The organism is Neobacillus sp. DFD-2R, from assembly GCF_057747865.1.
Genome location: NZ_CM173228.1, coordinates 1535216 through 1561231, shown reverse-complemented (window position 1 = coordinate 1561231; position 26016 = coordinate 1535216). Strand labels below are relative to the sequence as shown.

At 37.6% G+C, this 26016-nt stretch carries 29 protein-coding genes; 6 read left to right on the top strand and 23 right to left on the bottom strand.

From position 1 onward, the window contains the following. Window positions 1–43: 43 nt before the first annotated feature. The 14 genes from AC3ANV_RS07590 to AC3ANV_RS07525 all read right to left on the bottom strand — a co-directional run bounded on the left by AC3ANV_RS07590 (window position 44) and on the right by AC3ANV_RS07525 (window position 13471). Window positions 44–823, bottom strand: a complete 780-nt coding sequence (locus AC3ANV_RS07590) for a DUF92 domain-containing protein (protein WP_488313020.1) — start codon at window positions 821–823, stop codon at window positions 44–46. After that, the gene (locus AC3ANV_RS07585; protein ID WP_488313019.1) at window positions 820–1386 is read right to left on the bottom strand and encodes a 5-formyltetrahydrofolate cyclo-ligase; all 567 of its coding nucleotides are present in this window, start codon (window positions 1384–1386) and stop codon (window positions 820–822) included. The genes AC3ANV_RS07590 and AC3ANV_RS07585 overlap by 4 nt, the downstream gene beginning before the upstream one ends. 60 nt (window positions 1387–1446) lie before the next feature. Further along, on the bottom strand, window positions 1447–1596 hold the full coding sequence (gene rpmG, locus AC3ANV_RS07580; protein WP_015594975.1) for a 50S ribosomal protein L33: 150 nt from the start codon (window positions 1594–1596) through the stop codon (window positions 1447–1449). 161 nt (window positions 1597–1757) lie between these two features. Beyond that, window positions 1758–3026, bottom strand: a complete 1269-nt coding sequence (locus tag AC3ANV_RS07575) for a glycosyltransferase family 4 protein (protein WP_488313018.1) — start codon at window positions 3024–3026, stop codon at window positions 1758–1760. Continuing rightward, window positions 3019–3540: a DUF4912 domain-containing protein gene (locus AC3ANV_RS07570; protein WP_488313017.1), complete on the bottom strand. Its 522-nt coding sequence runs from the start codon at window positions 3538–3540 to the stop codon at window positions 3019–3021. Before AC3ANV_RS07570 ends, AC3ANV_RS07575 begins: the two co-directional genes overlap by 8 nt. Before the next feature lie 225 nt (window positions 3541–3765). Beyond that, on the bottom strand, window positions 3766–4425 hold the full coding sequence (gene phoU, locus AC3ANV_RS07565; RefSeq protein ID WP_488313016.1) for a phosphate signaling complex protein PhoU: 660 nt from the start codon (window positions 4423–4425) through the stop codon (window positions 3766–3768). 13 nt (window positions 4426–4438) lie between these two features. Continuing rightward, on the bottom strand, window positions 4439–5212 hold the full coding sequence (pstB, locus tag AC3ANV_RS07560; RefSeq protein WP_488313015.1) for a phosphate ABC transporter ATP-binding protein PstB: 774 nt from the start codon (window positions 5210–5212) through the stop codon (window positions 4439–4441). 11 nt (window positions 5213–5223) lie between these two features. Further along, a complete protein-coding gene (gene pstB / locus AC3ANV_RS07555; protein WP_488314160.1) occupies window positions 5224–6030 on the bottom strand; it encodes a phosphate ABC transporter ATP-binding protein PstB in 807 nt (268 codons plus the stop codon). A gap of 32 nt (window positions 6031–6062) precedes the next feature. Next, entirely contained in the window at window positions 6063–6950 is an 888-nt protein-coding gene (gene pstA, locus AC3ANV_RS07550) for a phosphate ABC transporter permease PstA (RefSeq protein WP_488313014.1), read from the bottom strand. Further along, on the bottom strand, window positions 6950–7870 hold the full coding sequence (gene pstC, locus AC3ANV_RS07545; protein ID WP_488313013.1) for a phosphate ABC transporter permease subunit PstC: 921 nt from the start codon (window positions 7868–7870) through the stop codon (window positions 6950–6952). Before pstC ends, pstA begins: the two co-directional genes overlap by 1 nt. An 84-nt stretch (window positions 7871–7954) precedes the next feature. Continuing rightward, a complete protein-coding gene (locus AC3ANV_RS07540) occupies window positions 7955–8881 on the bottom strand; it encodes a phosphate ABC transporter substrate-binding protein (protein ID WP_488313012.1) in 927 nt (308 codons plus the stop codon). Between the two features lie 364 nt (window positions 8882–9245). Next, window positions 9246–11351, bottom strand: coding sequence for a peptidoglycan D,D-transpeptidase FtsI family protein (locus tag AC3ANV_RS07535; RefSeq protein WP_488314159.1), 2106 nt, complete (start codon window positions 11349–11351; stop codon window positions 9246–9248). Window positions 11352–11582: 231 nt separating this feature from the next. After that, entirely contained in the window at window positions 11583–12800 is a 1218-nt protein-coding gene (locus AC3ANV_RS07530) for an MFS transporter (RefSeq protein WP_488313011.1), read from the bottom strand. Between the two features lie 74 nt (window positions 12801–12874). Then, on the bottom strand, window positions 12875–13471 hold the full coding sequence (locus AC3ANV_RS07525; RefSeq protein ID WP_488313010.1) for a hypothetical protein: 597 nt from the start codon (window positions 13469–13471) through the stop codon (window positions 12875–12877). Window positions 13472–13675: 204 nt separating this feature from the next. Here AC3ANV_RS07525 and AC3ANV_RS07520 point away from each other — a divergent pair, with 204 nt between their 5' ends. Further along, window positions 13676–14047, top strand: coding sequence for a hypothetical protein (locus AC3ANV_RS07520; RefSeq protein WP_488313009.1), 372 nt, complete (start codon window positions 13676–13678; stop codon window positions 14045–14047). Window positions 14048–14183: 136 nt separating this feature from the next. Here AC3ANV_RS07520 and ispG read toward each other — a convergent pair whose 3' ends face one another. The 3 genes from ispG to AC3ANV_RS07505 all read right to left on the bottom strand — a co-directional run bounded on the left by ispG (window position 14184) and on the right by AC3ANV_RS07505 (window position 16589). Then, window positions 14184–15281 (bottom strand): flavodoxin-dependent (E)-4-hydroxy-3-methylbut-2-enyl-diphosphate synthase, encoded by a 1098-nt coding sequence (ispG, locus tag AC3ANV_RS07515; RefSeq protein WP_488314158.1) that lies wholly within the window; start codon window positions 15279–15281, stop codon window positions 14184–14186. A gap of 116 nt (window positions 15282–15397) precedes the next feature. Further along, window positions 15398–15727, bottom strand: a complete 330-nt coding sequence (locus AC3ANV_RS07510; RefSeq protein WP_488313008.1) for a hypothetical protein — start codon at window positions 15725–15727, stop codon at window positions 15398–15400. Between the two features lie 88 nt (window positions 15728–15815). Next, window positions 15816–16589 carry a DUF1189 domain-containing protein gene (locus tag AC3ANV_RS07505; RefSeq protein ID WP_488313007.1) on the bottom strand — a complete coding sequence of 258 codons (774 nt, stop codon included), beginning with the start codon at window positions 16587–16589 and terminating at the stop codon, window positions 15816–15818. A gap of 216 nt (window positions 16590–16805) precedes the next feature. Here AC3ANV_RS07505 and AC3ANV_RS07500 point away from each other — a divergent pair, with 216 nt between their 5' ends. Further along, the gene (locus tag AC3ANV_RS07500; RefSeq protein ID WP_488313006.1) at window positions 16806–17291 is read left to right on the top strand and encodes a DUF456 domain-containing protein; all 486 of its coding nucleotides are present in this window, start codon (window positions 16806–16808) and stop codon (window positions 17289–17291) included. A gap of 35 nt (window positions 17292–17326) precedes the next feature. Here AC3ANV_RS07500 and AC3ANV_RS07495 read toward each other — a convergent pair whose 3' ends face one another. After that, window positions 17327–18022, bottom strand: a complete 696-nt coding sequence (locus AC3ANV_RS07495; RefSeq protein ID WP_488313005.1) for a Crp/Fnr family transcriptional regulator — start codon at window positions 18020–18022, stop codon at window positions 17327–17329. Between the two features lie 373 nt (window positions 18023–18395). Between AC3ANV_RS07495 and AC3ANV_RS07490 the strand changes: the two genes are divergently transcribed. After that, window positions 18396–19004: a superoxide dismutase gene (locus AC3ANV_RS07490; RefSeq protein ID WP_488313004.1), complete on the top strand. Its 609-nt coding sequence runs from the start codon at window positions 18396–18398 to the stop codon at window positions 19002–19004. Window positions 19005–19068: 64 nt separating this feature from the next. Here AC3ANV_RS07490 and zur read toward each other — a convergent pair whose 3' ends face one another. From zur to AC3ANV_RS07475, 3 genes are read right to left on the bottom strand one after another with little or no spacing between them, the layout of a single operon-like run. Then, window positions 19069–19482, bottom strand: coding sequence for a zinc uptake transcriptional repressor Zur (zur, locus tag AC3ANV_RS07485; RefSeq protein WP_488313003.1), 414 nt, complete (start codon window positions 19480–19482; stop codon window positions 19069–19071). Window positions 19483–19493: 11 nt separating this feature from the next. After that, on the bottom strand, window positions 19494–20339 hold the full coding sequence (locus AC3ANV_RS07480; RefSeq protein ID WP_488313002.1) for a metal ABC transporter permease: 846 nt from the start codon (window positions 20337–20339) through the stop codon (window positions 19494–19496). Then, window positions 20336–21115 (bottom strand): metal ABC transporter ATP-binding protein, encoded by a 780-nt coding sequence (locus AC3ANV_RS07475; RefSeq protein ID WP_488313001.1) that lies wholly within the window; start codon window positions 21113–21115, stop codon window positions 20336–20338. Before AC3ANV_RS07475 ends, AC3ANV_RS07480 begins: the two co-directional genes overlap by 4 nt. Window positions 21116–21290: 175 nt before the next feature. Between AC3ANV_RS07475 and AC3ANV_RS07470 the strand changes: the two genes are divergently transcribed. Continuing rightward, window positions 21291–21548 carry a DUF2624 domain-containing protein gene (locus AC3ANV_RS07470; RefSeq protein WP_488313000.1) on the top strand — a complete coding sequence of 86 codons (258 nt, stop codon included), beginning with the start codon at window positions 21291–21293 and terminating at the stop codon, window positions 21546–21548. A gap of 52 nt (window positions 21549–21600) precedes the next feature. On the opposite strand, the gene AC3ANV_RS07465 is transcribed toward AC3ANV_RS07470, so the two are convergent. Together AC3ANV_RS07465 and AC3ANV_RS07460 are read right to left on the bottom strand one after the other, a co-directional pair. Next, window positions 21601–22494 carry a deoxyribonuclease IV gene (locus tag AC3ANV_RS07465; protein ID WP_488312999.1) on the bottom strand — a complete coding sequence of 298 codons (894 nt, stop codon included), beginning with the start codon at window positions 22492–22494 and terminating at the stop codon, window positions 21601–21603. Between the two features lie 22 nt (window positions 22495–22516). Then, window positions 22517–23833 carry a DEAD/DEAH box helicase gene (locus AC3ANV_RS07460; RefSeq protein WP_488312998.1) on the bottom strand — a complete coding sequence of 439 codons (1317 nt, stop codon included), beginning with the start codon at window positions 23831–23833 and terminating at the stop codon, window positions 22517–22519. Window positions 23834–24097: 264 nt separating this feature from the next. On the opposite strand from AC3ANV_RS07460, the gene vrrA reads away from it, so the two are divergent. Beyond that, window positions 24098–24754: a VrrA/YqfQ family protein gene (gene vrrA / locus AC3ANV_RS07455; RefSeq protein WP_488312997.1), complete on the top strand. Its 657-nt coding sequence runs from the start codon at window positions 24098–24100 to the stop codon at window positions 24752–24754. A gap of 306 nt (window positions 24755–25060) precedes the next feature. After that, a complete protein-coding gene (locus AC3ANV_RS07450; protein ID WP_488312996.1) occupies window positions 25061–25999 on the top strand; it encodes a 4-hydroxy-3-methylbut-2-enyl diphosphate reductase in 939 nt (312 codons plus the stop codon). The last annotated feature ends 17 nt before the right edge of the window (window positions 26000–26016 follow it).

Here is a 26016-nt window from a genome sequence, read left to right as displayed (position 1 = left end):
ATGTTCACTTTATGCTTGGCATAAAAACAAGTTAAATAGTTGGTTAATTGATTACCATCATTGCAAAAACAGCTGCGAGTAATCCGGAAAAAAAGTTAACCATATCATTATCAACAAAATGCAGACCTTTTATCCGAGTTGTCGGCATTTTACAATGAATTTTTTTCTCTGTTTCGATTCCACATTGACTGCACACAAATAATAGCTGATAAAAAGCACCGAACAACGTATCAATGAAATTACCAATAAAACCAAAAAGAAACACTATGAAACTAAAGTATAAATCCAAATGAAATAACCAAGAGCTGCTTAAGGCAATTAATAATGAGCCTGAAAGAGCTGCTGCACTTCCTAATAAACTGATAGCACCTGATGTTCCTCTTTCTGTCCGCTTAAAAGTGCGAATACTTATCGGATTTCTCCTGCTTAACGAGCCAATTTCCGAGGCCCATGTATCCGAATTGGCACTGGCCAGACAAACTGCAAATCCAATCAACCATATTTGGCTATGTTGAAAATAAAAAATAATACCTAATAGTGCCGCCGAACCGCCATTAGCGAAAACCTGACGCCAGTCTCTCGTTGATCCTTTTACTAATTTTTCCTCTATTGCTTTTTTATATGTACTTTTGTATTTAGACCATAAACTCGAGGTCGCAAAAAAAACCCCAAGCAGAAAAAGGCCTTTTGCACCAAATCCTATAAAAACAGCCAATCCCACAATTACAGCTGCAAGGGTACCTGACACAGTCAATGAACGAAGTAACAGACCTGCTATACCGGTAAAAATTATTACCGTAAAAATCAAGATACTTTCAGTCATTTTGTCTTTAGAACCACATCGTTTGTTATAATTTTCGAAACAGGGATATCATGTTCCTCTACAAGAAAGTGTGAAACTATTTGGTCCGTAAAAGCTAAGGAAATCGTTTCGCCGGTGAAATCCTTTAAAAAGCGATCATAATACCCGCCGCCAAAGCCAATTCGATAGCCTTCTTTTGTGTAGACAAGGCCCGGTACAATTAAAAGATCAATCTGACCGGGCTCAACTTCACATGTTTCCTTTACAATCGGTTCCAATAAGCCATAAAAAACCGACTCCAGTTGGGAAAATTCCGATAATGTACGGAATGATAATTTTTTCTCTTTAGGATAACATTTTGGAACTACTACCTGTTTTCCTAATTCCCATGCTTTCCTGATAATTTGATATGTATCTGCTTCAGGAGCTTTTGAAACTGTAATTCCAACAACCTTTGCCTGTTTCCAAGCTAATTCATCATATAATTTCGTTGCAATTTTATAGGAATAGTCTTCATATAATGGTTTCGATAGCTTTGCCAGTGTTTCTTTCATCCGGTTACGAAGAGTGGTTTTGTCATTCATTTGGAAACCCCCTTATTTCTGTTTTTAGACAACAAAAAAAGCAGCAGGAAGCCCTACTGCTTATTTTGTTTCACGATGTGCTGTTGTACGCTTTTCTCTTGGGCAATATTTCTTAAGCTCAAGACGATCAGGGTTATTACGTTTATTTTTTGTTGAAATATAGTTACGATCTCCACACTCAGTGCAAGCTAATGTAATATTCACACGCATGTTTATTTCCCTCCAAACCATTTAGCTAGTTCAATCATACGACTTTTCTATAATATCATTTTTTAAAAGGAAATGCTAGTTGTTTTTTAAAAGTGCTTGATCCAAGGAAATAACTTCGTTTTTGTTCGGACCACTGATACACCGGTTATTCAATTTTTTTGTTATATATTATTTGGTGATTCATTTTTTTCTGCTTTTTCACCATCATTTACCCGTCTGTCTAAAAGAGTGTCTTCCATGATTCTACTTGTTTCAGCTGCGATTCGTTTCCAGCCATACAAACTTTTCACAATCTGCATTCCTCTTCTGCCTAATTCTTTTGCATCCTTAGGATTTTGAATCAGAAATTCTATTTGCTCAAGTAAGCTTTTAGGATCTCCGGGCTCCATTAATAATCCTGTCTGCAAATGTTTCACAATCCCTTTTAACCCTCCGGTATTAGAAACTATTGTAGGTTTTCCAAGGACCATGGACTCTAATGCAACAATTCCGAACGGTTCATACAAGCTTGGAAATACAGCAATTTCACTTTTTAGCATAAGAGCATTTCGTTGTTCTTCGTTAATATACCCAATAAATGAGATTACGCTTTCTACTTCTTTTTCAATTACTAGACGCCGATAGGTTTCGAGCATCGGTCCTTTTCCGGCAATAACGAAAAAAATGTCCGGATTTTTTTCTTTGACAATCAATGCGGCAGCAATAATGGTTTCAAACCCTTTCTCTTGGACAATTCTTCCTATAGAAAAAATAAATTTTTTATTACTGAGAAAAGGGAATATTTTTAATGGTTCCAGATCAATTGTTATTGGCTCAATTCCGTTTGGAATAACGGTAATAATTTTTTTTGACACTTTGAAAACAGTAAATATTTCATCCTTCATATAGTCACTGCAAACAATTATTTGATCGGATTTAACAACAAGCTGATACTCTTTATCATGAATAAATTGCTGCATACTGGTATGGATACCGTTATTCCTTCCATATTCTGTAGCGTGTATCGTTGTTAATAAAGGGATAGACAACATTTCCTTTAAAACAATAGCAGCAGTTCCGACCAGCCAATCATGAGCATGAATCAAATCAAACCCAATTTCTTCTGCCATTTTTTCAGCTTTGAAAACAAACGCTAAATTAAGACCGCCAATCCAGGAAAAGAATTGATTATCTAGTTCGTTTAATGGTTTGACGCGGTGAACAAATACTTCATCCATTCTTTCAAATGAGGGTAGATCTCCATTTCCCGCTGTAAGGACATGTACTTCATGTCCCATTTTTGCCAATTGAACAGATAATCCATTTACATGTCTTGATAGCCCGCCAACAATGTTGGGGGGATACTCCCAACAAAGCATTAGAATTTTCAAATGCCAACCGGAGCCGGGATTCTGTTCTAGTTCTCCATGTTGTGAAAATGGTTTACTCATCTTTTGCCTCCATCGTTTTTTGGTCCCCATAATAACTGTAGGTACTTACGTGGTCAATCCATTTTGGCGGACGGTTTTCAATTTGCTGAAATCGTAATAGTTCGTGATTCATTTCATTTACATTGGATATTTTCATCATAGGGGTTTGAAGGGTATTCGACCGAAGAATAGGGAAAAAATCGTTAGCTGTCATTTTCACTCCTAATTCTGCAACATAACTTCGATTTGAAACCAAACCTTTAATAAACCAATGTCCATTTTTATAAGGAACGACAATTTCATGAAAATGATGTGCATTCTTGCCATTAAAGATAATTTCAGTAACATCATATATCCTTACAACTTGCATGAGTTGTTCAAGGTGGCAGTTAAAAAATAGTTGGATTACTTTTACAGGTATTTTAGAAACTTCCCAGAATAGAATGATTTTTCGAGGTGATACAAGCTTCATTTGCAGCTCGCCCTTTACTGGTACATAATCAAGTGAAGTTTGTTTTTTCGCAGATTCACTCATAACAGCTAATCCTCCTATCTGTAAATAAATCAATATGTGCAAAAAATACTTTATCATTCATACAGGTTGCTAATTTTATGTTAACACCGGAATGGTCCATGCACAATGAACACAAATTGTCGGTTTATGGCTTGTCCTCGACAATAAGAAAAGCGGAAGCGCCCGTATCAAAAACTTTATTTAATGCTATGAAAAAAGATGAAGCAACAGCTCCATCTTTTTTCATTATGCATTTAAATCATAGCGTTTTCCTGTAACAAGGAAAATGACGTTCTCAGAAATATTCGTTGTATGGTCAGCAAGTCTTTCAATATATCTTGCAACAAATGCCAATTGGGTAATCTGATTTATACTGTTCGGATACTGCTGAATATACCCCATTAGCTCCCGGATTAATCTTCCGTACATCTCATCGACTTGATCATCTTTTGCAGCACATCTTTGTGCAAGTTCAGTGTCTTCAGAATAAAAAGCAGTTAATGATTCCGAGAGCATTTCCAGGGCCATGTCCATCATCTTCGGAATATCAACGATTTCTTTAATATGTTTTTCATTGCCAATATGAATAGCCGATTTAGCAATATTAACAGCCAAATCCCCAATTCGTTCCACTTCAGATGAAATTTTTAAAGCCACAATAATTTTTCTCAGGTCCCTTGCGACCGGTGCCTCTTTTGCAATCAGCACGATTGCTTTATCATTGATGTCATGTTCTAATTGATCAATTTCATCATCACCATTTATAATAAGCTCAGCTTTTTCAATATCCTGATTAATTAATGCAGCTATCGCTTCTTTAATCGAAGCTTCCGATTTACGGGCCATTTCTAAAAGCATTTCTTTTAGTTGCAATAAATTACTGTCAAAATTTGATCTCGTATTCATGTTAGCACCCCTATTAACCAAATCTTCCTGAAATATAGTCTTCGGTACGTTTGTCTGATGGCCGGGAGAAAATCTTGGAGGTCGAATCGAGCTCAATTAATTCACCCATTAAAAAGAAAGCTGTTTTATCGGATACCCTCGACGCTTGTTGCATGTTGTGGGTCACAATAACTATCGTATATTTTTCTTTCAATTCTAAAATTAGCTCTTCTATTTTTAATGTAGAAATTGGGTCAAGAGCAGAAGTTGGCTCATCCATTAATAACACATCAGGTTTGGTGGCAAGCGCTCTTGCAATGCAAAGCCTTTGCTGCTGTCCGCCTGAAAGTCCTAAAGCCGGGGCATGTAATCGGTCCTTTACTTCCTCCCATAAGGCTACATCCATTAATGATTTAATGACAAGCTCATCTAAATGTTTTTTCTTTTTTATTCCGTGAATCCTTGGTCCATACGCTACATTATCATAGATTGATTGCGGAAAGGGGTTTCCCTTTTGAAACACCATCCCAACATTTTTGCGAAGCTCTACAAGATCCATTTTTTCGTTTAAAATATTTTGGTCATTGAAATTAATTTCACCGGTCATCCTTACATTTGGAACCATATTAATCATCAGGTTCAGAGTTTTAATAAAAGTTGACTTTCCACAGCCGGATGGTCCGATAATCGCCGTTACTTCTTTCTTGATAATTGGAAAGTTAATGCTCTTTAATGCATGATGCTCACCATACCATAAATTTAAGTCATTTATTTGAAATACATTTCTATGAGCAGTAATTACTGACATTTCCTTTCCCCCTATCCGAACCTTCCTGAGATATATTCTTCCGTCTTTTTTACAGCAGGATTGGTAAAAATCTTTTCAGTCACGTTGTATTCAATAACATCCCCACTTAAAAAGAAGGCTGTTTTATCTGAAATCCGGGAGGCCTGCTGCATGTTATGCGTTACAATTACGATTGAATAATCCTTTTTTAACTCAACAATCAATTCTTCAACTTTGGCATTAGAAATGGGATCTAGTGCAGAAGAAGGTTCATCTAGGAGCATAACTGTCGGTTTCATGGCAATCGTTCGCGCTATGCAAAGACGTTGCTGCTGTCCACCTGATAGCGAAAGAGCCGATTTATGCAGTCGGTCCTTTACTTCATCCCACAATGCAGCCTTTTGCAAGCTAACCTCTACGATTTCATCAAGCTGACTTTTCTTTCTAAGGCCGGCAAATTTTAATGCATGGGTAATATTTTCATAAATGGATTTTGGAAAAGGGTTAGGCTTTTGAAAAACCATACCAATTTCTTTTCTTAAAGCGACTACATTTATTTTATTGGATAAGATATTGAGTCCTTCGTACATAATCTCTCCTTCAGCCCTGGCTCCCGGAATGAGATCATTCATTCTATTGATACTGCGTAAAAATGTTGATTTCCCACACCCTGAGGGACCAATAAGAGCTGTTACAGAGTTTTTTTCGATATCCAATGAAATTCCATTAACAGCACGTTTTTCCCCGTAAAATATTTCTAAGTTATTAACCTGTAAAATATGTTCTTTAGGCAATTGGGCGTTGAATTGTGTTGTTTGTATCTCTGATTGTCTATCCATAATAGCATTCACCATCTATTCTCACCTATTCTTTATTTAGTAGCCGTAATTTTTTTATGAATCAGGCTGCCAATCCATCTTGCCAATAAATTAAAAATTAAAACCGATATGACTAAAACAGCTGCAGCTCCATTTGATACGTCTGCAACATCCGGGATTAACCCTTGTGTGTTAACGGACCATATATGAACTGCCAAGGTTTCGGCAGGACGAAAAATATTTAATGGCGATGTTGACGAAAAAGGATTCCAATCAGAATAATCTAACCTTGGTGTTGATAGGCCGGCTGTGAACAACAACGCAGCAGCCTCACCGAACACTCGTCCGGCTGCAAGGATGGCACCTGTTAAAATAGTGGGGAATGCACTTGGCAGTAAAATCGTTTTGATTGTATGCCAATGCGTGATTCCAAGAGCAAGACTTGCCTCCTTTTGATCTCGTGGTACGGAACGAATGGCATCTTCACTAACCCGAACCATTACTGGAAGGTTAAAAACTGTAAGTGCAAGTGCTCCTCCCAAAATGGTATATCCCCAGCCTGTTAACGTAACAAACATTAAGAGACCGAACATCCCGATAACAATCGAAGGCAGTGAAGCCAGTACCTCTATACATGAACGAATAAAATTGGTTACTTTTCCGGGCCTGGCGTATTCAGCCATATAGATGCCTCCGCCAACACCAAGAGGGACGGTAATGAGCATCGTAATAAAAAGAACATAAAACGAATTAAATAATTGATCCCGGATTCCCCCGCCCGCCAATAAATTACTTGAAGGAGAGGTTAAGAATTTAATTGATATATGCTGAACACCGTGAATTAAAATAAAAGAAAATAAACCCAGTAAAATTGAAATAATAACAAGAGCAATGGCTATAAATACGCCAGTCGCTATTCGATCGGCTACTCTCGAGTTCATTAAATTTTCCTCCTAGCTGAAAGGTACCGGATCAAAAGAATAAAGGCGAAAGACATAATTAAAAGCAATAAACCCATAGACCAAAGGATATTATTTTCAGGACTTCCGAATGTCGTGTTGCCCATATTAAGTGTAATAATTGTTGTTAGTGTTGCTGATGCGTCCAGAATGCTATGCGGCATGTTTTTTACGTTACCGATTACCATTTGAACTGCTAAAGCTTCTCCAAATGCTCTCGCCATACCGAGGACAACTGCCGTCAATAATGACGGCAGGGCCGCGGGAACAAGTACTTTCCTAATAGTTTGCCAACGAGTTGCCCCCAATGCATAGGAACCTTCCCGAAGTGTTTTTGGAAGTGAACTCATCGCATCTGTGGCAATTGTTGTAATTGTCGGTAATATCATGATAGAAAGGACAATCATACCTGAAAGTAAACTAAATCCAAGTCCGCCAAAATGCCCGCGAATAAACGGAACCAATACTGTAAGCCCGATGAATCCATAAACAACAGATGGAATACCAACAAGAAGCTCAATAACCGGTTGTAAAATTTTCCTCCCCCATGAAGGAGCAATTTCTGTCATGAAGATAGCTCCGCCAATACCAAGAGGAGCTGCAATCAACGCAGAAAGAAATGTTACGCCAAAAGAACCAAAAATAAATGGCAATGCCCCATATTGTGGTTTTGCTTGGTCTGTCGGATTCCAAAGCTTACTGGTTAAGAATTCAATAAGACTTACACCATTTTTAATAAATGACTGCAAACCCCTTGTGCTAAGGAAAATCGTTATCGCAATAGTTGCTGTAATCATAATTACTGCACATAAATAAATTAGTACTTTTCCTCTTACTTCCCCATTCATCCAATTTTTCTCGGATTTTAATAATCTTTCTTTTGCCGGAGCCACTTTTTCCATAAAAAATAAAACACCCCTATATTACGTCGTAATAGGGTAAATGCAGCTACGCATTTACCCTGTTTAATTCTTCAATCTTATTTTTTACTTGTTTGTTACTTTACCTGTAGCATCGCGTTCTACTTTCATTTGTGTTACAGGAAGGTAACCTTGTTTAGTTAAGATACCGGTTTGTACCTCATCGCTCATTAAATAGTCAAGGAATGCTTTTGCCACTTCGTTTGGCTCACCCTTTGTATAAGAGTGTTCGTAAGCCCAAACCGGGAATTTACCAGTTTGTACATTTTCAGCAGTTGGCTCTACACCATCGATTGAAAGTGCTGTTACTGTGTTATCAGTTAGGTATGAGAATGCAAGGTAACCAATTGCACCTGGAGTTTCATTAATAATCTTTTTAACTGTATTTGATGAATCTTCTGTAATTCCTTCAGCCGGCTTCGCACCACCAAGTGCAAATTTATTGAATACTGCACGTGTACCTGAAGAATCCGGACGATTTACTAAAGTGATTTTTTGATCAGGACCGCCAAGCTCTTTCCAGTTAGTAATTTTTCCTGTGAAGACTTTAATAAGATCATCTTTTTTAATATCTTTAATACCAACCTTTGGATTTACCGCTGCTGTCATACCAACAACTGCAACTTTATGGTCGACAAGTTGGCCTGCAGGAATATTTTTTTCTTCAGCAAATAGGTCAGAGTTACCAATTTGAACTGCACCTTGAGAAACCTGGGATAAACCTGTACCGGATCCGCCCGCATTTACTTGGATCGAAACCTTTGGATTTTTATTCATAAATTCTTCTGCTGCAGCTGCTACTAATGGTTGCATTGCAGAAGAACCGGATATAACTAATGAACCTGAAAGTTCTTTTGTTTGAGTAGTTTTTGTTGTATCATTCTTTGCAGTTTGATTCGATTTGTCAGTGGATGTTGCCCCTCCGCAAGCAGCCATAACTACCATTAATGCTGCAAGTATTGGGATCAGGCTTAACTTTTTCAAACTCTTCATTTCTTTAATTCCCCCTACGAAATTTGGTTGTGTGCTCTGCCTTACATGTTTTAGAATAACGCTTGACTGTAAACCTGGTTTTAACGCAATGTAAAGGTTTTGTAAATAAGTATTGTTGTTTTGTAAACCGATACTATTGTTAATATGCTCAAAACCAAAAAAAACTTGTCTCTAATGAGACAAGTTTTTTTTGTTAAGGCTCTTTTCGTAAACTTTATTGCTTTTGAAACTTAATAAAGCTCATTTACTAAGTTTCTAGGCAATTTTCGCAAATGTTCTTACGAAAAGATGCCACGAAGCTTCTAAATTAAACGGGTTGTTGAACTTATACGAAAAACAACAATCTATGCGAAAATAGCCTTTGTTAATGGCCGGCTTGTTGATTTGCCGCTTGATTTCCACTATTCTGAGCTGTTGATGCAGCATTTTGATTTTGTTGCTGACGTTGTATTTTTAAATTGAAATAGGCATCCAAAACTTGTCGGCCAATTTCATCGTTTGGACTTGGACCGGTTGCTCCCTGATAAGCAGATGGGACAAGGACAGCAAGTGCCACTTCAGGATTATCCGCTGGCGCAAAGCTTATAAGGCTTAAGTTCATAACCGGTTTACCATGATCAAAAGCTTGGGCAGTACCGGTTTTCCCTGCAGGACTATAATTAACACCTTGGAAGTAACTATATGCTGTTCCACCCGGCTGCATAACCATTCTAAAACCGGTTTGAACGCGTGTTATCCAATCATCTTTCGCATCAATTCGATTTAGAATTTTCGGTTGAATTTCTTCAACAATCGGGCCTAATTGATTATTATCCATTTCCGGGTCACGAATTTCCTTTACAATATGCGGTTGAACACGATAACCGCCATTTGCAATCGTCGAAACATACTGGGCCAGCTGCATTGTTGTATACGTATCATATTGGCCAATTGCAAGGTCAAGCAGTAACCCCGGTTTTTGTTCTGCTCCTTGGAAGCCTATTGTTTCATTCGGTAAATCAATTCCAGTTCTCGCTCCCAGACCAAACTGACTGAAGGATTGACGCATCGTATTAAAGGTTTTAGATAAATTTAGATCCAATGGTTCATTTCTGACATAATGCCCGCCAGCCATAGCAATAACCGTTTTCCACATATAAACGTTTGAAGAAACTTGAAGTGCTCTTAAGTCATTGATAACTCCAAAGGTTTTATAAGATTTCTTCATAGGCGTGCCTTTAATTAATAGCGGTTCATCCAGCTGAGTCGATCCTGGATGAATTGCGCCTGTTTCATAGCCTGTTAAGACCGTCGCACCTTTTACAGCCGAACCAACATTATAAGAGGTTGTGATGTTTCCAAGAGCGAAATCTTTCATTTCAGCTTTTCCCGTAGCCGGATTTTTAACAATTTGTTTACCTGCCATCGTTAAAATTTCACCTGTATGAGGATCCATTAAAACAACAAACGCCCGATCTAAAAGACCTGTATTCGGTTTTTGTTTCGTTTTCCAAAGTTCATCTTCAATTATTTTCTCCACTTGCTGCTGGAGATCCATATCAATAGTTAAAACTAGGTCTTTCCCTCTTTGCCCATCAGAAACGGTTTCCGTAGAAATGACTTTTCCTGATTTATCCGTTATATTTTTTACTTTTGCTTTTTGCCCTTGTAGAACGTCTTCATATTCCTGTTCGATATAACTCTTCCCTACACGTTCATTTCGGCTGTAACCGCGGGCCAAGAATTCATCAAGCTGTTCTTTCGGCAAACCCTGTTCCGAAGAACTAACATCACCTAAAACTGTTTTTAACGTATCACCAAACAGATAATTTCTTTCCCAATCCGTTGTCGTATCGACTCCGGAGAGATTATCCAGATTTTCACTGACTACAGCATATTCTTCAGGTGTTACGTCTTTATTTTTGACGATTTGTGGTGTTAATGCATAACCGTTGTTAAATTGTTTTAAAATGCCAAGTATATTACGATCATGGTTAGAAAAAGGATAATCTTCAATCTTTGTAACCAAAATTTTGTTAGTTTCATCATGTGTAATTTTAATTCTTTTTAACTGTAATTTATAAATTTGTTTGTCATCCAATTTTTTTGCGTAGTATTGAGTCCATTCTTTTTTAGTAATTAAATTTTTTGCTTTTTTAGGATTTTTTAAAATCCAAAAATCAACATAATCACGATCACGTAGTTTGGATGTATCTACTGTGATTAAGTTGGATAAATGCTCTGCGGTATTTAGCATATCCTGTTGACTGGTATTTTGGCTTTTGGTATAGGTAATGGCGTTCAATGGGGTATTATCAACAATAACCTTGCCATTTCGGTCAAACATTTTCCCACGGGGGACCGGATTACTTGTAGTTACCGCATCCGTCCGTTGGAGCTCGCGTTTATAATCATCCCCATAAACAATCTGAACCACACCAAGTTTTAGGATTAAAATCGAAAACAGCAAAAATACAACAAAGAATAACATGTTTAACCGAAATGGGACATGTGTCTTCTTTTTTTTCTTTTTATTATTCAAAGCTATCTCACACTTCCTTTTAAATGCTCAACATAATACTCTCTATTTTATAAGAAAATGCACAATTTTACTACGAAGAACCCTTACCAATTTACAACAACATCATCAAATGCGTAAGGATTTTTTACCTTATAAAGAATTGCATAAAAAAACGATGAGTAATTTTTATTACTCATCGAGCTATGCAGTAGGCAGATGAACTCTTTTTATGAAAAAGTAAATACATGTATGACCTGCACCTAAAAACAATAGTAAGATAGGTATGCTTTTTTCTTCATTAAACCAAGTAATCGCAGCCAAAAAGCATAATATTGAAACAATCCTGCCAACATTTAAGAAAATTTCGCGAACGACAATATACTCTATTCTCATTTCGGCTGCATTCCAGCCTGTTCCAATCACATCGTATGTAGTTGATATATAAGGGACAAGCAAAATGGGATATGCAATAGCAATTAGTCCGGCATACATTAAAAGTTTAACAAAATTCATATCCCAGACAATTAACAGGATGGCTAAATAGAGAATCACACCACCAAATAAAATGGCCTTTTTTCGATTTCTTTTTTTGATCATTCTGGATGCAACATAGTAAGCAAGGAATGAAATACCTGAGTTTATGAGCCCGAATGTTCCTAAAGCCATCTCACTTCCTGTTGAGATGAAGACAAAGACAGAAATGATAAATAAAAACGTCCCTTCTCTTAAGCCCTGAAAAAAATGGGCATTCGTAACGAGACGCCAATTTTCATTTAATTTTCTTTCTTCCAAAATCCTTTTAAAGCAATATTTCCCATGGGCAGGTCTAGGCTTCAAAGAAAAACTTAAAATAACGGCAAGGCCGAACAGGGCTAATGATATGCCAAACACAATTGAATAACCTGCGAACTTCTCAAACCGTGTAATAATGATCCCTGCAGCTATCGGTCCAATCATTCCACCTGTAGAAGATAGAATACCTAAAAAGCCATTAAAAAAATCTCTTGTTTCAGGTTCGGTTATTTCAAAGGTTAAGACGTTATAGGCCAGCCAATAAAAGCCGTAACCGATTCCTAACAGGCTGCCTAATAAAAGTAAATAGGTAGAAGCGTGTCTTCCAGTCAGCAAGACTGTTAAGTAAAATAGAGCCAAAAAGATGACACCAATTCGTAAAACAATCACCCTGTCGATTTTTTTGGCCCATCTGCCGGCTAAAATAAAGGTTAACGGCTGTAAAACAACAATCGAGAGGTTATACAATGCTAAATCCGCGAAAGCTCCAGTTTGTTTCCATAAATAAATATTAACAAATGTGTTCGAGAGTGCCACACTTAAAGAATATAAACCGCCAATGATTAACAGTAATGATAGATCTTTTGTTAATTCTACTTCACCTAAAATCTTGAATTTTTTTGCCATAAAAAACTCCCCTTTTTCATAAGGGTAGTCTTTAACAAGCAAGTTTTTCTTATTCATTTTTCAGAAGCGATTTGTTACACTCCCGATAAAAGCGGTTTTTCGCTCATGGTTTTTAACCATCGTTCAACCCAAATAAAGGCCTCTTTCCAGTTATTTACCCTGATGACTCCGGCCGGGATTGGTTCTTGATTATAAGGAGTATCAAATAAAATAACGGGAATTTGACATTCTTCGTGAATCATTACCGCATTATCATGTTTATCCTCGAAAAAAATTTCTACTTGGTGCCTTTTTACTGATTCTATTTTATCGTGCGTACCAATTAATTCAATATGATGAAAGGTTAACCCCTTATCAATAAACCATTTTATAGTATTATCAAGCAAATGGGGACCACGGGCGCTGATAAAAAATAACTCATGCTGATTTTTCCAGGTATTTAAAACAGTCTCTGCGCCCAGTGCAAGCGGCGACCCCTGATAGATTATCGGTTCGTTTTCGACAAACCATTTTGCGAATTCCTCTTCAGATACGTTGACAACCGGATTTAAATCGTATTGTTTAACATCTGCCAATGTGACATTCAATCCAAAAGCTTTATTTAAAAAGGGTAATATCGCATCGGGGGTTGTTACAGTACCATCAATGTCGATTCCAAATCTTTTTTTCATTATAGTCTCACCTTCGTATTGCTATCTGCTATTTAATTATATTTTACCAAAGACAAGCACCTTACTTTACTAAAAATAATGTTAAAAAAAATTTTTTTCGGAAAATGAAACAAAAACCTATTTTAGACAAACATTAACATATTAAAAACAAGAGACTCATCAAACAATAATAAATGCTCCTATAACTGAAAGTGAGGGATCACGATGGCAGACCAAGAGAGAGACAGAGATGTGCGTGATTATCGCCAAAGTGCATACATTGGCGATGACATCCCTAATGACCCTTCAGAGTTTAGGGAAGAAACAGCGGCAGAAATAGCTGCTCCTGTTCCTATCGTTCGAAGAAGGGGCTATGATGACATTAGGGGAAGAACAGAAGGTGGAACAGGCACCGGGTATGTTGCTTTAGCACTATCGATTTTATCTCTGTTTGTATTCCCCATTCTTTTTGGTGCAGCAGGTATTGTGTTAGGATTTGTTGCCCGTCGTCGCGGAGCCGAAGGGCTTGGAGCGTGGGCAATAGGCATTGGTGCCGTATCGATCGTTATCGGCATCTTTATCCTTCCATTCTTTTAACCATATCAGCAAAAGGAGCAAAAACAGAGAGGCTGACCTTTTTAAGGTCAGCCTCTTTAGAGATTATAAAATATTGAACTTCGATGACTATCCGGCTCCGGCACCCGGCGACCAGTGTATTTCACTAAACGGGCGCCTACGCTTTCATTTCTTCAGCCGCTTTTTTCTGAAAGTATTCCTCGGCAATTTGGTCGATTTCTTTTTTCAATTCTTCCACCATTTGCGCTTCAGGTACCTTTCGGACAATTTCCCCTTTACGGAATAATAAGCCTTCACCGCGGGCGCCTGCAATTCCAATATCTGCCTCCCTGGCTTCACCGGGACCATTAACGGCACATCCCAATACAGAAACCTTTATTGGAGCTTTAATGTTTTGAATATACTCTTCGACTTCATTTGCAATGCTAATTAAATCGATTTCAATTCTTCCACAGGTCGGACAAGAAATTAACGTTGCTGCATTGGAAGAAAGGCCAAAAACCTTGAGAAGCTCTCTTGCAACCTTTACTTCTTCAACAGGGTCAGCACTTAAGGAGATACGGATTGTATTTCCGATTCCTTTGCTAATAATGGCACCTAAACCTGCAGCACTTTTGACGGTACCCGAAAAAAGTGTTCCCGATTCAGTAATACCTAAATGCAATGGATAATCAAAAGCACGAGACGCCTTATCATATGCTTCAATGGCTAAATTTACATCTGAAGCCTTCATGGAAACGATAATATCGTGAAAATCCAAATCCTCAAGAATTTTGATGTGATGAAGAGCACTCTCTACCATTCCATCTGCAGTTGGATAGCCGTATTTTTCAATGATTCTTTTTTCAAGTGAACCGGCATTGACCCCGATACGAATTGGGATGCCACGTTCCTTTGCAGCTTTTACCACCGCTTCGACCTTTTCACGCTTTCCAATATTACCTGGATTAATACGGATTTTGTCTGCTCCGCCTTCAATAGCCTTTAACGCTAATTTATAATCAAAATGAATATCAACAACAAGCGGGATATTGATTCTTTTTTTGATTTCAGAGATTGCATTTGCAGCCCGTTCATCCGGACATGCCACTCGGACGATTTGGCAGCCTGCTTCTTCAAGACGTTTAATTTCGGCAACTGTCGCTTCTACGTCATGAGTCTTTGTTGTGGTCATGCTTTGGATGATGATTTCATTATTCCCGCCAATCGTTAAATTTCCAACCTTAATCGGACGGGTTTTCGTGCGATGTATAATTTCACTCACGTGGAATTCGCTCCTTTAAAATGGAATTCGAATAAAAAGGATTAATAACAATACGATTCCATTTTAGCAGTCTTCAACTAATTTTGACAAGAAAGAGGATTAAAGCCTTATTTCTTAGAGTAATCCGGGAATTGATAGGTAGATCCAATTTGAATTTTCTCAGGGGTTTTCCCGGGATTAAGCGTTCGAAAGTCATGGATCAAATCATCAATTGATACAGGAAGAGCTTTTTTTATATGGTGTTCCACAATCGAGATGACAGTTTCACCCGGTTCGACTTTTGCTGCGAATGATGGCAGCCCTGTAACTGACTGTGAAGTGTTTTTCGTTTCAGCCTCAACCTTTTGAGTTGTGGTCGGCAGTGTGCCAACAGTTAAATCAATGTAGATGACATATATGATTAATATTGCAAATAACAAGCCAAATAATTTTTTCATTGTACAAGCCCCCAAAAAGGAAAGTTTGTACATTCGTATGCTTGTCCACCTTTTAATAGAACAAAAAAACATCCAAAACGGATGCTTTTTATTGCGCTTTTTTAGGTTTAGGAATTTCATTTATCGCTAAATATAAAACAATGATTACGACAAACCAGTTAATAAGAAAGCTGTTCGGAACAGTTGTTTTGATTGCCGACATAATGGTAAAAAATAATGTAGGAAGTGTTTCACTGTATGCAGCCATTCTCCATAATTGACGGTAGTTTAATTTTCTGCCTGAAAGATTTTTAATCGCTAAACCGATTAAGGCCAATACGGAAATTTCAATAAAGTTAGATGCACTTGAAAATAGATAAAGGAATAACGATATGACCGGGATAATTATCCCTTTAATTCCTTCCAGTGTATCAATGAATTTTAAAAAATCATTTTTTGTTACAGGTATGCCTTCCAGCATGGAATAAGGATAGGTTTGTATCTTTCCGCCTGCTGCTAAGACAAATTTATTATTCAAAAGTGCAAAAGCATTCTGTTCATCTTGAACATCTTTTTCAGCTATCGTGCCGGTGGGATCAAGTATAATTGTGAAATTATCCTGATGGATATTGATTGGCACTTTTGCAGAAGAAGTAAGATGGCCATTTGTTATTGAAAAAGACGGTATTTCATCATGTATGACTGCTTTAGCAGTATTAATACCCGTAGTTAAAGAAGTACTCAAGTCTACTATTGACGGTAAAATCGAGATGAAGGTAAGGAAAAATACATACAAGATCGTTTTTCCGATACCTTGAAAACGAAATAAGGCAATATCCTTTGGAGAGTATATACTTTTAAAAAATTGCTTGAAAATATTCATATTGACCACCCTTATTCTTATTCACCATTCTATTGTAGCTTTTGAAAGGGGTAGATACAAGAATTGACCATGAAACTCTTTGCATTTTAACCATTATTTAGAGATTATCGTTGTTTACATCTTTAATATTTGATGCGAATGGTTTATTGTTAAATATTAAAATGATGCCTAACTATTTGCAGACGGGTAATATTGAGGGCAAAAAGGAGGGAAAAGATGGCTATTATTTATTGGTCAATCATCATCATTTTGTTTGTTGTTGCATTCGTTGGGTTGTTTTATCCGATTATCCCAAGTGTTTTATTTTTATTAGCAGGTTTTATTTTATATGGAGTCTTTTTTAATTTTAAACCGTTTAGCTTACTTTTTTGGTTGATTCAGGGATTATTAATTATTCTTTTGTTTTTAGCGGATTATATTGCAAATATTATCGGAATTAAGAAATATGGTGGCTCAAAAGCCGGTGTATGGGGAAGTACGATAGGAATCTTAATCGGACCTTTTGTTATTCCGTTTTTGGGTATATTGATTGGACCTTTTATTGGTGCTATTTCTGCAGAATTATTGGTGAATAAAAGAAGCCTAAAAGACAGCTTAAAAATCGGCTTTGGATCGGTCATAGGTTTTATTAGCAGCGTGATTACGAAAACCATCATACAAGCATTTATGATCGGTTACTTCTTCATTGTTGTGCATAAATAGAAATGAGGCTGCTCCTGTGAGTCAGCCTCGTTTTTTTAATTTAAGCCGCAAATTTCATAAGCACAGTTTTGGCAGTCCACTTCTTCTTTTAAATAGCTTAATTTTTTCACTGTGAATTTTTGCAGATCATAGGAGATAATATCTTTTTCGCGAAGTTCTTTTAATGATCGCTGTATAACTTCCCTTGTTCCATATGTCAGGTTGGCTAATTCCTGATGAGTTAACGGCAGATCGATAAGTATTCCATCTTCCGTCATAATCCCATAGGAATTACAGAGACGGATTAAAATCGAATACAGGCCGCCTTTTTTTCCATTCATGATTAAATCCTGGCATTTCATTTGTGCTTTTAAATAACCGGTGCTGAGCCAGAAAACAAGTGCATTCATTGCCTCAGGATCATTTAAAACAAATTCTTCAAATTGGTCTTTTTTAATAGGAAGCAGTTCACAGTCTGACAGTGCTTTTGCGTAAAAATGGTAATAAGGATTTTGTTTTAAAAGCTGATATTCTACAACTAATTCCCGATCATTTAAAATCTTCAGGATAAAGTCTTTTCCACGCAAATGGACCCGTCCAAGTGCAAGACTTCCTTTGAGTAGTAGATATACATACTCAACAGAATCCTTTTCTTGAAAGAGAACGGTCCCTGACTTTATTTTTTGAACCTGCTCTTTTTCTTGAAAAAATTGTACTAGTAAACTATATATAGAAAAGCTACTTTTCTGCATATTCCCCACTCCTTTACCCTTCCAATTTGATTAAAATGAATTATAAACAACATGTCAATAGAGGTTTAACCTGCTTTGGAGGCGAAAGAATGTGATTATGACAAATATCGTTGACAGAATGCCATTTAAGTGAATTTGACAATATTTCGAAAGTTATTGGAGGGAATTGAATAAAATATTTTATCTTGCTTCAATGAATAAAATTCCACTCCATGGGTATTGTATTTATGTTGGTATCAAGCATTTTATTTGAAACGCTTTCCCAAATTTGATACTCTTAGGCTACAAAGCTTTAGAAATATTCAAAAAATCTTTGCGATTTGGAGACTAACTAAAGCCAAAAAATACAAAGGTATACATAGGAGGAATTATCATGGCATTTGAATTACCACAATTACCTTATGCAGAAGACGCATTAGAACCACACATTGACAAAGAAACAATGAATATTCACCACACCCGACACCACAACACATATGTGACAAACTTAAACAATGCATTAGCAGGTAATGAAGAATTACTTTCTAAATCTGTTGAAGAAGTCATTTCAAACTTAGATGCAGTTCCTGAAGCTGCGCGTACAGCTGTTCGTAACAATGGCGGCGGTCATGCTAACCATTCTTTATTCTGGCAAATTCTTTCTCCAAATGGCGGCGGCGCACCAACCGGTGAATTAGCTGACGCAATCAGCAGCAAATTTGGCAGCTTCGAAAGCTTCAAAGAAGAGTTTGCAAAAGCAGCGACTACTCGTTTCGGATCCGGTTGGGCATGGTTATCTGTGAACAACGGTGAATTAGAAGTTTCCAGCACTCCTAACCAAGACTCTCCATTAATGGAAGGAAAAACTCCTATCCTTGGCCTTGATGTTTGGGAGCATGCTTACTACTTAAAATTCCAAAACAAACGCCCTGACTACATCAACACTTTCTGGAACGTTGTTAATTGGGACGAAGTTTCAAAACGCTATAGTCAAGCAAAATAATAACACTCTATATTCTGAACATAAAAAAACGCCCAATGGGCGTTTTTTTATGTTCAGTAACATTTTATAACGTGCATTCGGGACAACGCCCATATATTTCAAATTTATGGCCTGAAATATCATATCCCTTTAAATCTTCACTTAAACCATTCATCGGACAGGTTTCAATTTCTTTTGTTTTACCGCAATCAAGACAAATAAAATGATGATGATGATTATGACGTGAACATGTAATACGGAAATGCTTTTCTCCCGATAATTCCGTCATTTCCAGGATCCCCATGTTAACAAATAGAGAAAGGTTTCGATAAATGGTATCAAAGCTCAGCCCGGGATAATTATCCTTTAGTTGATCCAAAACATCCTTTGCTGTCAAATATTTATCATTATCCGCAAACAATTGGAGAATTTCTTCCCTTTTTCCTGTATGTTTAAAGCCTTTTTCTTTTAAATATTGAATGGCCTCATCAACGTTCACATGAACACCCCCTATTCAACCTGGTTTTTAATCGATATTTTTTTGTAAAAAATGGCAATAATTAAAATAACAACTGCAATCATAACAATCGTTCCACCGGGAGCCAGGTTTAAATAATACGCGGTAAAAAGACCGCCAAGCACAGACACTTCACCAAAAATGACGGATAAAAGGATTGTTTGTTTAAAGCCTTTTGCAATACGGATACTTGCAGCAACCGGCAAAGTCATTAACGAGGATACCAGCAGGATTCCAACAATTCTCATCGATGCGGCAATAACAAGGGCAACTATGACTATAAAAATAAAATGAATACTCTTGGCTGCAATTCCGGATGCTTTCGCATGTTCTTCATCAAATGACAATAGGAAGAGCTCCTTGTACAATAAAAAAATAACGAAGATAACGGCAATACTAATCGTGAATATCACCCATAGATCTGTACGACTAACGGCAGAAACACTGCCAAATAAATAACTAAACAAATCGGTATTGAAACCATTTGCAAGTGAAATAAAAATAACACCCAGGCCAATGCCGCTTGATAATATAATTGGAATGGCCAATTCTTGATAGTGTTTATAAACTCCCCTAAGTTTTTCAATAAACAATGAGCCCCCAACGGAGAAAGCCATCCCTAAATAAAGCGGATTTAAGCCGGCCATTACCGCGAAATTTTTTTCAATAAGGAGACTGGCAGCAATACCTGCAAGGGTGACATGGCTTAATGCATCCGCAATTAAAGACAGTCTTCTGACTACGATAAAAACGCCTAATAATGGTGCCAGAATCCCAATCATAATTCCCGTTAAGAAGGCATTTTGTAAAAATTCATAATGAAAAAATCCCTGGATCAATTTAAAACGCCTCCGTGGTCATGGTGGTGGGCAAGCAAGTGGACTCCATGTCCATAAAATTCGGACACACCGTCAGTGCTAAACTGTTCAAATTCTTTCGTTTCACCATGAAAATGCAAATGTTTATTTAAGCATGCAACATGTGTAACCTTATCTGAGACGGTTCCAATGTCATGCGTTACCAATAAAAGGGTAATACCTCGACTTTTATTTAAATCAGCAAGCATTTGGTAAAATGCATTAACATTCTCTGCATCTACCCCGACAGTCGGCTCATCAAGAATTAATAGCTTTGGTTCACTAACAAGGGCTCGGGCAATAAAAACTCTTTGCTGTTGTCCACCGGAGAGCTCCCCAATGTTCCTGCCGCTATACTTTTCCATTCCAACAGCCTCAAGAGCTTCCATTACTTTTTGTTTATGTTCCTTTTTAAAGAATCGAAACATTCCCAGCTTTTTAGTTAAACCGCTTGAAACTACTTCAAAAACTGTCGCAGGGAAGCCGGTGTTGAATGAATTTGCCTTTTGTGATACATATCCAACCATTTGCCAATCTTTAAATTTATTCAGTTCCTGCCCAAATAGAAATATTTCACCCTTTTGCGGCTTTAATAGCCCTAAAATTAATTTTAATAGTGTCGATTTGCCTGATCCATTCGGTCCAACAATAGCTAAGAAAGAACCATCCGGAATTGAAAGATTGATATTTTCAAGGACGATATCCTTTTCATATCTGTAGAAAACTTGCTGTAAATCTATAATTGATTGTGAAGTCATATACTCACACCTTTAATTTTAAGAATCATTCCGATTTAACTTCAAGTAGTATACAATAAGCTCACCCTATATGTAAAGTCTGATGGTTAAACTAGGATTCTATAATCTAATTTATTTTATTCTTTGGTCACATTCTAAATGCTCCTTCATACATTAAGATGGAGGAGTGATGACGGTGAAGATTTTTGAAAACATCATTAATCATAAAATTAATACGATAACCGCGGATGAACTGCTAAAGTATGCCCAACAATTTAATATCTCTTTAAATCGGCTGCAGGCAAATAAGATTGCCGGTTATTTAAGAGGGAAGAATGTTAATATTTTTGATGATAGTCAAAGGGCCGCATTAGTAAAAGAAATTGCCAAATCAGCAGGTCCTGAAACAGCTCGTGAGGTAAATAAATTATTTATGCAATTTACAAAATCATGAATCAATAAAGCAAAAAGCTGCGCATCCCGTGCACAGCTTTTTGCTTTTATTTTTACGACTGGATAATTAAATCAAGCAGATTCTCATTAAACTTCTGTTCACGAAGCATGTCAATTTCATGTTTGTATGGCGGTTTTTTATCGTTTTTATCTTCGCCAACATATGGTGTTTCTAGGATTTTTGGCACACTTGATAACTGCGGATGATGAACAATATAGTTGAGTGCCTTAAAGCCTATATGGCCAAACCCGATATTTTCATGACGGTCTTTTCTCATACCGATAGCGTTTTTACTGTCATTGATATGCAAAACCTTTAATTTTTCCAAGCCAATAATTTTATCAAATTCATTTAATACCCCGTCGAAATCCTCAACAATATTATAACCGGCATCATGAGTATGACAGGTATCAAAACAAACGGAAAGCTTGTCACTATAGTTTACACCATCGATGATCATTGCTAATTCTTCAAATGATTTTCCGCATTCCGAGCCCTTGCCGGCCATTGTTTCTAGTGCAATTTGCAATTGTTCTTTCCCGGTTAGAACTTCATTTAAGCCTTCAATGATTTTCTTAATTCCTGCTTCTGTACCTTCACCAACATGTGCACCGGGATGAAGAACTATTTGCTTGGCACCAATTGCCTCAGTCCTTTCGATTTCACTCCGAAGGAAGCGAATCCCTAATTCGAATGTATCCGGATTGACGGTATTCCCGATATTTATGATATAGGGAGCATGGACAATGATTTCTGAAATCCCATTCTCCTCCATATGCCTTCTTCCTGCTTCAATGTTCAAGTCCTCAATTTTTTTCCTTCTTGTGTTTTGAGGCGCTCCGGTATAAACCATAAAGGTATTAGCACCATATGAAACTGCTTCCTCACTGGCGGCAAGCAGCATTTTCTTACCGCTCATGGAAACATGCGACCCTATTTTTAACATACCCTCTCTCTCCCCTCTCTGATTATTTCTTTCTCTGATCTATTTTTCTTTGCCGTTTCTTAATTTTATCCATTTCCCATTGCATTTTCTTTTTATAGCCCGGTTTTACTTTAGATGGTTTACGAACCATCGATTTCGCTGCTTTATCTGCCGCATCCTCTTGTTTTACTCTGCTCTTCCGTCTATTTCGATCTTCTAATTCCACAAATCCCTCTTTTTTAAGATCCACGGTTTTGAATTGAATGCCCATCTTTTCCAATCGATTTAAAGCGTCCTCATCGGAAAGATCATAGATTGTAAGGGCGATACCGGAATTCCCTGCTCTTGCCGTTCTTCCAACCCGGTGGATGTAAAAGTCTAAGTCAGAGGGTAATTCGTAGTTAATGATATGGCTGACTCCTTCAATGTCAATTCCTCTAGAGGCCAAATCTGTTGCAACAATATATTGAAATTCCAAATCCTGAATTTGTTTCATCATTTTTCTACGCTCACGCGGGGTTAAATCCCCATGAACACGTCCTACCTTTAAACCTTGGGCAATTAAAAAGTTCGCCACTTCCTCGGCCATTTTTTTGGTGTTCGTAAAAACAATGGCTAAGTAGGGGTTATAATGAATAAGGGCATCGTGGACAAGCTGTTTTTTATTTCGATGCCTTGATGGTAAAAGATAGTGTTGTAAATTTTCAGCTGTTTTTCTTTTTGATTCAATCTGAATCGTTTTTGGATTTTCCATATATTTTTTAAGAAATGGTTTAAGTTTTTCAGGAATGGTCGCAGAGAAAACCAGCATTTGAAGGTTTTCGGGCATTTTAGCAGCCACTTGGTCCAAATCTTCAATAAATCCCATATCCAGCATCATATCCGCTTCATCAACAACGAGGATTTCTGATGTATGAATGAAAAGTGCCTGATCAATCATAAGGTCTTTAATTCTTCCGGGAGTTCCAACAACAATATGCGGCTGAACCTTTAATTTTTCAATCGTGCGCTGCTTGTCCGTACCGCCGATGTAACATCTGGTCATGATTGTACTGTCGGGACTGCAATGTTCTGTCACCTTTAAAATTTGGTGATAGATTTGAGAGGCCAATTCCCTTGTCGGGGCAGTGATGACCGCTTGTACTTCTTGGCGTTTTGGATCAATTTTCTCAAGAATGGGAAGGACAAAAGCAAGTGTTTTCCCTGTTCCTGTTTGCGATTGACCTATCGCGCTTTCCTTTTTTAAAACTAATGGGATCATTCGCTCCTGAATTTCTGTCGGCTCATAAAAACCGAACTCTTTAATGGCTTCTATAATAAAAGGTTGAAATTTAAAACGCTCAAATCGATTTACTTGCATGAATTTGCTCCTTAATTTTAAATATCTTCTGTATTTGGAGTGGTTTTCTTCCTTTAGCAAGAGCTTCCACTTTTATTTCCATCATGTAATTATATATAAGTTTAAGACAAATCTCCACCCATCTATTCTTTTATTATCATCTTTTACTTTCCCGCAACTTTTAATCATTAAAATTTAGTCTTCGTCCTGTGTAGAAGACCTAAACCAAAATAGGGTAAATGCATACTTTAAAGCATGAGGTATAATCGAAAGGAGGCTAGAATTATGCAGCCAAGACCAAGAATCCCGATGCAAGGGGGAATGGGACCGCAAATGATGGGACCCGGTTCGAATCCATTTGGAGGAAGAGGACCCATGATGAATCCGTTCGGGGGCAGAAACCCAATGATGGGGGCAGGTTCCAATTTGCTTGGAGGGAGAAACCCAATGATGGGTGGACGTGGGCAAATGGGCAGAGGCGGTGGTGGTTTACTTTCAAAACTTCTTGGAAGGGGAAATCAAGCTGCAGGTGTTAGAGGGCTGGGAGCTATGCAAGGAGCAGGAAGAACTGCTACAAGCGGTGGTGGTGGATTACTTCAATCGTTGAGTAATCCTGGCGGACTTACCAGTATGCTAAACAATACCCAACAAGTTTTAAAAACAGCTCAATCCATTGGCCCGATGATACAACAATATGGTCCGATTGTAAAAAATCTTCCTGCAATGTGGAAATTGTACCGTGGCTTAAAAAATGCACCTGATAGTACTGATGAATCAACGAATGATACTGCTAAGAAAACAGAAGTAGTAGCTGAGACTTCGGAAGTAGAATCAAAAGAAAAAGTTTCTTCTAAAAATAAACAGTCCGGAAATAAAGAAAATACAACTAGCAAAGCATCCGGTACACTGAAAGGTTCTTCTGTACCTAAACTATATATTTAAAATTTCGGGGAGGATGCTGGTGACAGCATTCTTTTATATTTAAAAGGCTATGTTAAAGCTCATTGTTGATTGGAGCGGAAGGCGCGAGACTCCTGTGGGAAAAGCAGGTCAAGGGAGACCCCGCAGGCTTAATGCTTGAGGAGGCTCCCGACCGACCGCGGAAAGCGAGTGCCTGGAGCGGAAATCAAAAGGCAAATTTAACAGAGCCTAAAAATAAAAGGAAAAAATGTATCTTTGTATTATATCTATTAGTTTTATATAATCAATACATAGACTATTAGTTATTTGTTTTTATGGAGGCTTTGTATGCAAATAATAAAAATTTCACCACGGGGATATTGTTACGGTGTTGTCGATGCAATGGTCGTCGCAAGGAATGCTGCCTTAGATAAATCATTACCTCGTCCTATCTATATTTTAGGGATGATTGTCCACAATAAACATGTTACCGATGCCTTTGCTGAAGAAGGAATTATCACCCTTGACGGAAGCAACAGAAAGGAAATACTTGAAAAAGTAGAATCCGGAACAGTTATTTTTACAGCTCATGGTATTTCACCTGAAGTACGGGAGCTTGCCAAGAAAAAAGGGCTGGTGACAATTGATGCGACCTGCCCTGACGTAACAAGAACCCATGATATCATTCACGAAAAAGCAACACAAGGATACCAAATCATTTATATCGGTAAAAAGGGCCATCCGGAGCCTGAAGGCGCAGTCGGTGTAGCACCGGAGTCTGTACATCTCGTGGAAACTCCTGCTGACGTTGAAGCATTGAAGATTGATGCTGAAAAGCTCATTGTCACAAATCAAACAACCATGAGTCAATGGGATGTTGCGGATACGATGAAGAAGGTGCAGGAAAAATATCCGCATGTTGAAGTTTATAATGAAATTTGCCATGCAACCCAAATTCGGCAGGAAGCAGTTGCCGAACAGGCAACTGAAGCAGATGTGACGATTGTGGTCGGCGATCCCAAAAGTAATAATTCCAATCGATTAGCACAGGTTTCCGAAGAAATTGCCGGAACAAAGGCTTATCGTATTGCTGATATCACAGAACTGGAAATCGACTGGATTAAAGATGCCAAAAATGTTGCAGTAACAGCCGGTGCGTCAACACCAACACCAATTACTAAAGAAGTTATTACCTTCCTAGAACAATTTGATCCAAATAATAAAGCAACATGGGACCGCAGAAAAAATGTGCCCTTAAATAAAATCCTGCCAAAAGTAAAAAATTAAAAACCGGTCTTGGACCG

Coding starts and splice junctions, on each gene's coding strand:
- AC3ANV_RS07540 (WP_488313012.1), bottom strand. CDS start 8,881: ATGAAGAGTTTGAAAAAGTTAAGCCTGATCCCAATACTTGCAGCATTA.
- pstC (WP_488313013.1), bottom strand. CDS start 7,870: ATGGAAAAAGTGGCTCCGGCAAAAGAAAGATTATTAAAATCCGAGAAA.
- AC3ANV_RS07450 (WP_488312996.1), top strand. CDS start 25,061: ATGCAAATAATAAAAATTTCACCACGGGGATATTGTTACGGTGTTGTC.
- AC3ANV_RS07460 (WP_488312998.1), bottom strand. CDS start 23,833: ATGCAAGTAAATCGATTTGAGCGTTTTAAATTTCAACCTTTTATTATA.
- vrrA (WP_488312997.1), top strand. CDS start 24,098: ATGCAGCCAAGACCAAGAATCCCGATGCAAGGGGGAATGGGACCGCAA.
- AC3ANV_RS07525 (WP_488313010.1), bottom strand. CDS start 13,471: ATGAAAAAAAGATTTGGAATCGACATTGATGGTACTGTAACAACCCCC.
- AC3ANV_RS07495 (WP_488313005.1), bottom strand. CDS start 18,022: ATGCAGAAAAGTAGCTTTTCTATATATAGTTTACTAGTACAATTTTTT.
- AC3ANV_RS07535 (WP_488314159.1), bottom strand. CDS start 11,351: ATGTTATTCTTTGTTGTATTTTTGCTGTTTTCGATTTTAATCCTAAAA.
- pstA (WP_488313014.1), bottom strand. CDS start 6,950: ATGAACTCGAGAGTAGCCGATCGAATAGCGACTGGCGTATTTATAGCC.
- AC3ANV_RS07520 (WP_488313009.1), top strand. CDS start 13,676: ATGGCAGACCAAGAGAGAGACAGAGATGTGCGTGATTATCGCCAAAGT.
- AC3ANV_RS07575 (WP_488313018.1), bottom strand. CDS start 3,026: ATGAGTAAACCATTTTCACAACATGGAGAACTAGAACAGAATCCCGGC.
- AC3ANV_RS07505 (WP_488313007.1), bottom strand. CDS start 16,589: ATGAATATTTTCAAGCAATTTTTTAAAAGTATATACTCTCCAAAGGAT.
- AC3ANV_RS07510 (WP_488313008.1), bottom strand. CDS start 15,727: ATGAAAAAATTATTTGGCTTGTTATTTGCAATATTAATCATATATGTC.
- AC3ANV_RS07475 (WP_488313001.1), bottom strand. CDS start 21,115: ATGACTTCACAATCAATTATAGATTTACAGCAAGTTTTCTACAGATAT.
- AC3ANV_RS07585 (WP_488313019.1), bottom strand. CDS start 1,386: ATGAATGACAAAACCACTCTTCGTAACCGGATGAAAGAAACACTGGCA.
- AC3ANV_RS07570 (WP_488313017.1), bottom strand. CDS start 3,540: ATGAGTGAATCTGCGAAAAAACAAACTTCACTTGATTATGTACCAGTA.
- AC3ANV_RS07590 (WP_488313020.1), bottom strand. CDS start 823: ATGACTGAAAGTATCTTGATTTTTACGGTAATAATTTTTACCGGTATA.
- pstB (WP_488313015.1), bottom strand. CDS start 5,212: ATGTCAGTAATTACTGCTCATAGAAATGTATTTCAAATAAATGACTTA.
- pstB (WP_488314160.1), bottom strand. CDS start 6,030: ATGGATAGACAATCAGAGATACAAACAACACAATTCAACGCCCAATTG.
- AC3ANV_RS07530 (WP_488313011.1), bottom strand. CDS start 12,800: ATGGCAAAAAAATTCAAGATTTTAGGTGAAGTAGAATTAACAAAAGAT.
- rpmG (WP_015594975.1), bottom strand. CDS start 1,596: ATGCGTGTGAATATTACATTAGCTTGCACTGAGTGTGGAGATCGTAAC.
- AC3ANV_RS07465 (WP_488312999.1), bottom strand. CDS start 22,494: ATGTTAAAAATAGGGTCGCATGTTTCCATGAGCGGTAAGAAAATGCTG.
- AC3ANV_RS07490 (WP_488313004.1), top strand. CDS start 18,396: ATGGCATTTGAATTACCACAATTACCTTATGCAGAAGACGCATTAGAA.
- phoU (WP_488313016.1), bottom strand. CDS start 4,425: ATGAATACGAGATCAAATTTTGACAGTAATTTATTGCAACTAAAAGAA.
- AC3ANV_RS07500 (WP_488313006.1), top strand. CDS start 16,806: ATGGCTATTATTTATTGGTCAATCATCATCATTTTGTTTGTTGTTGCA.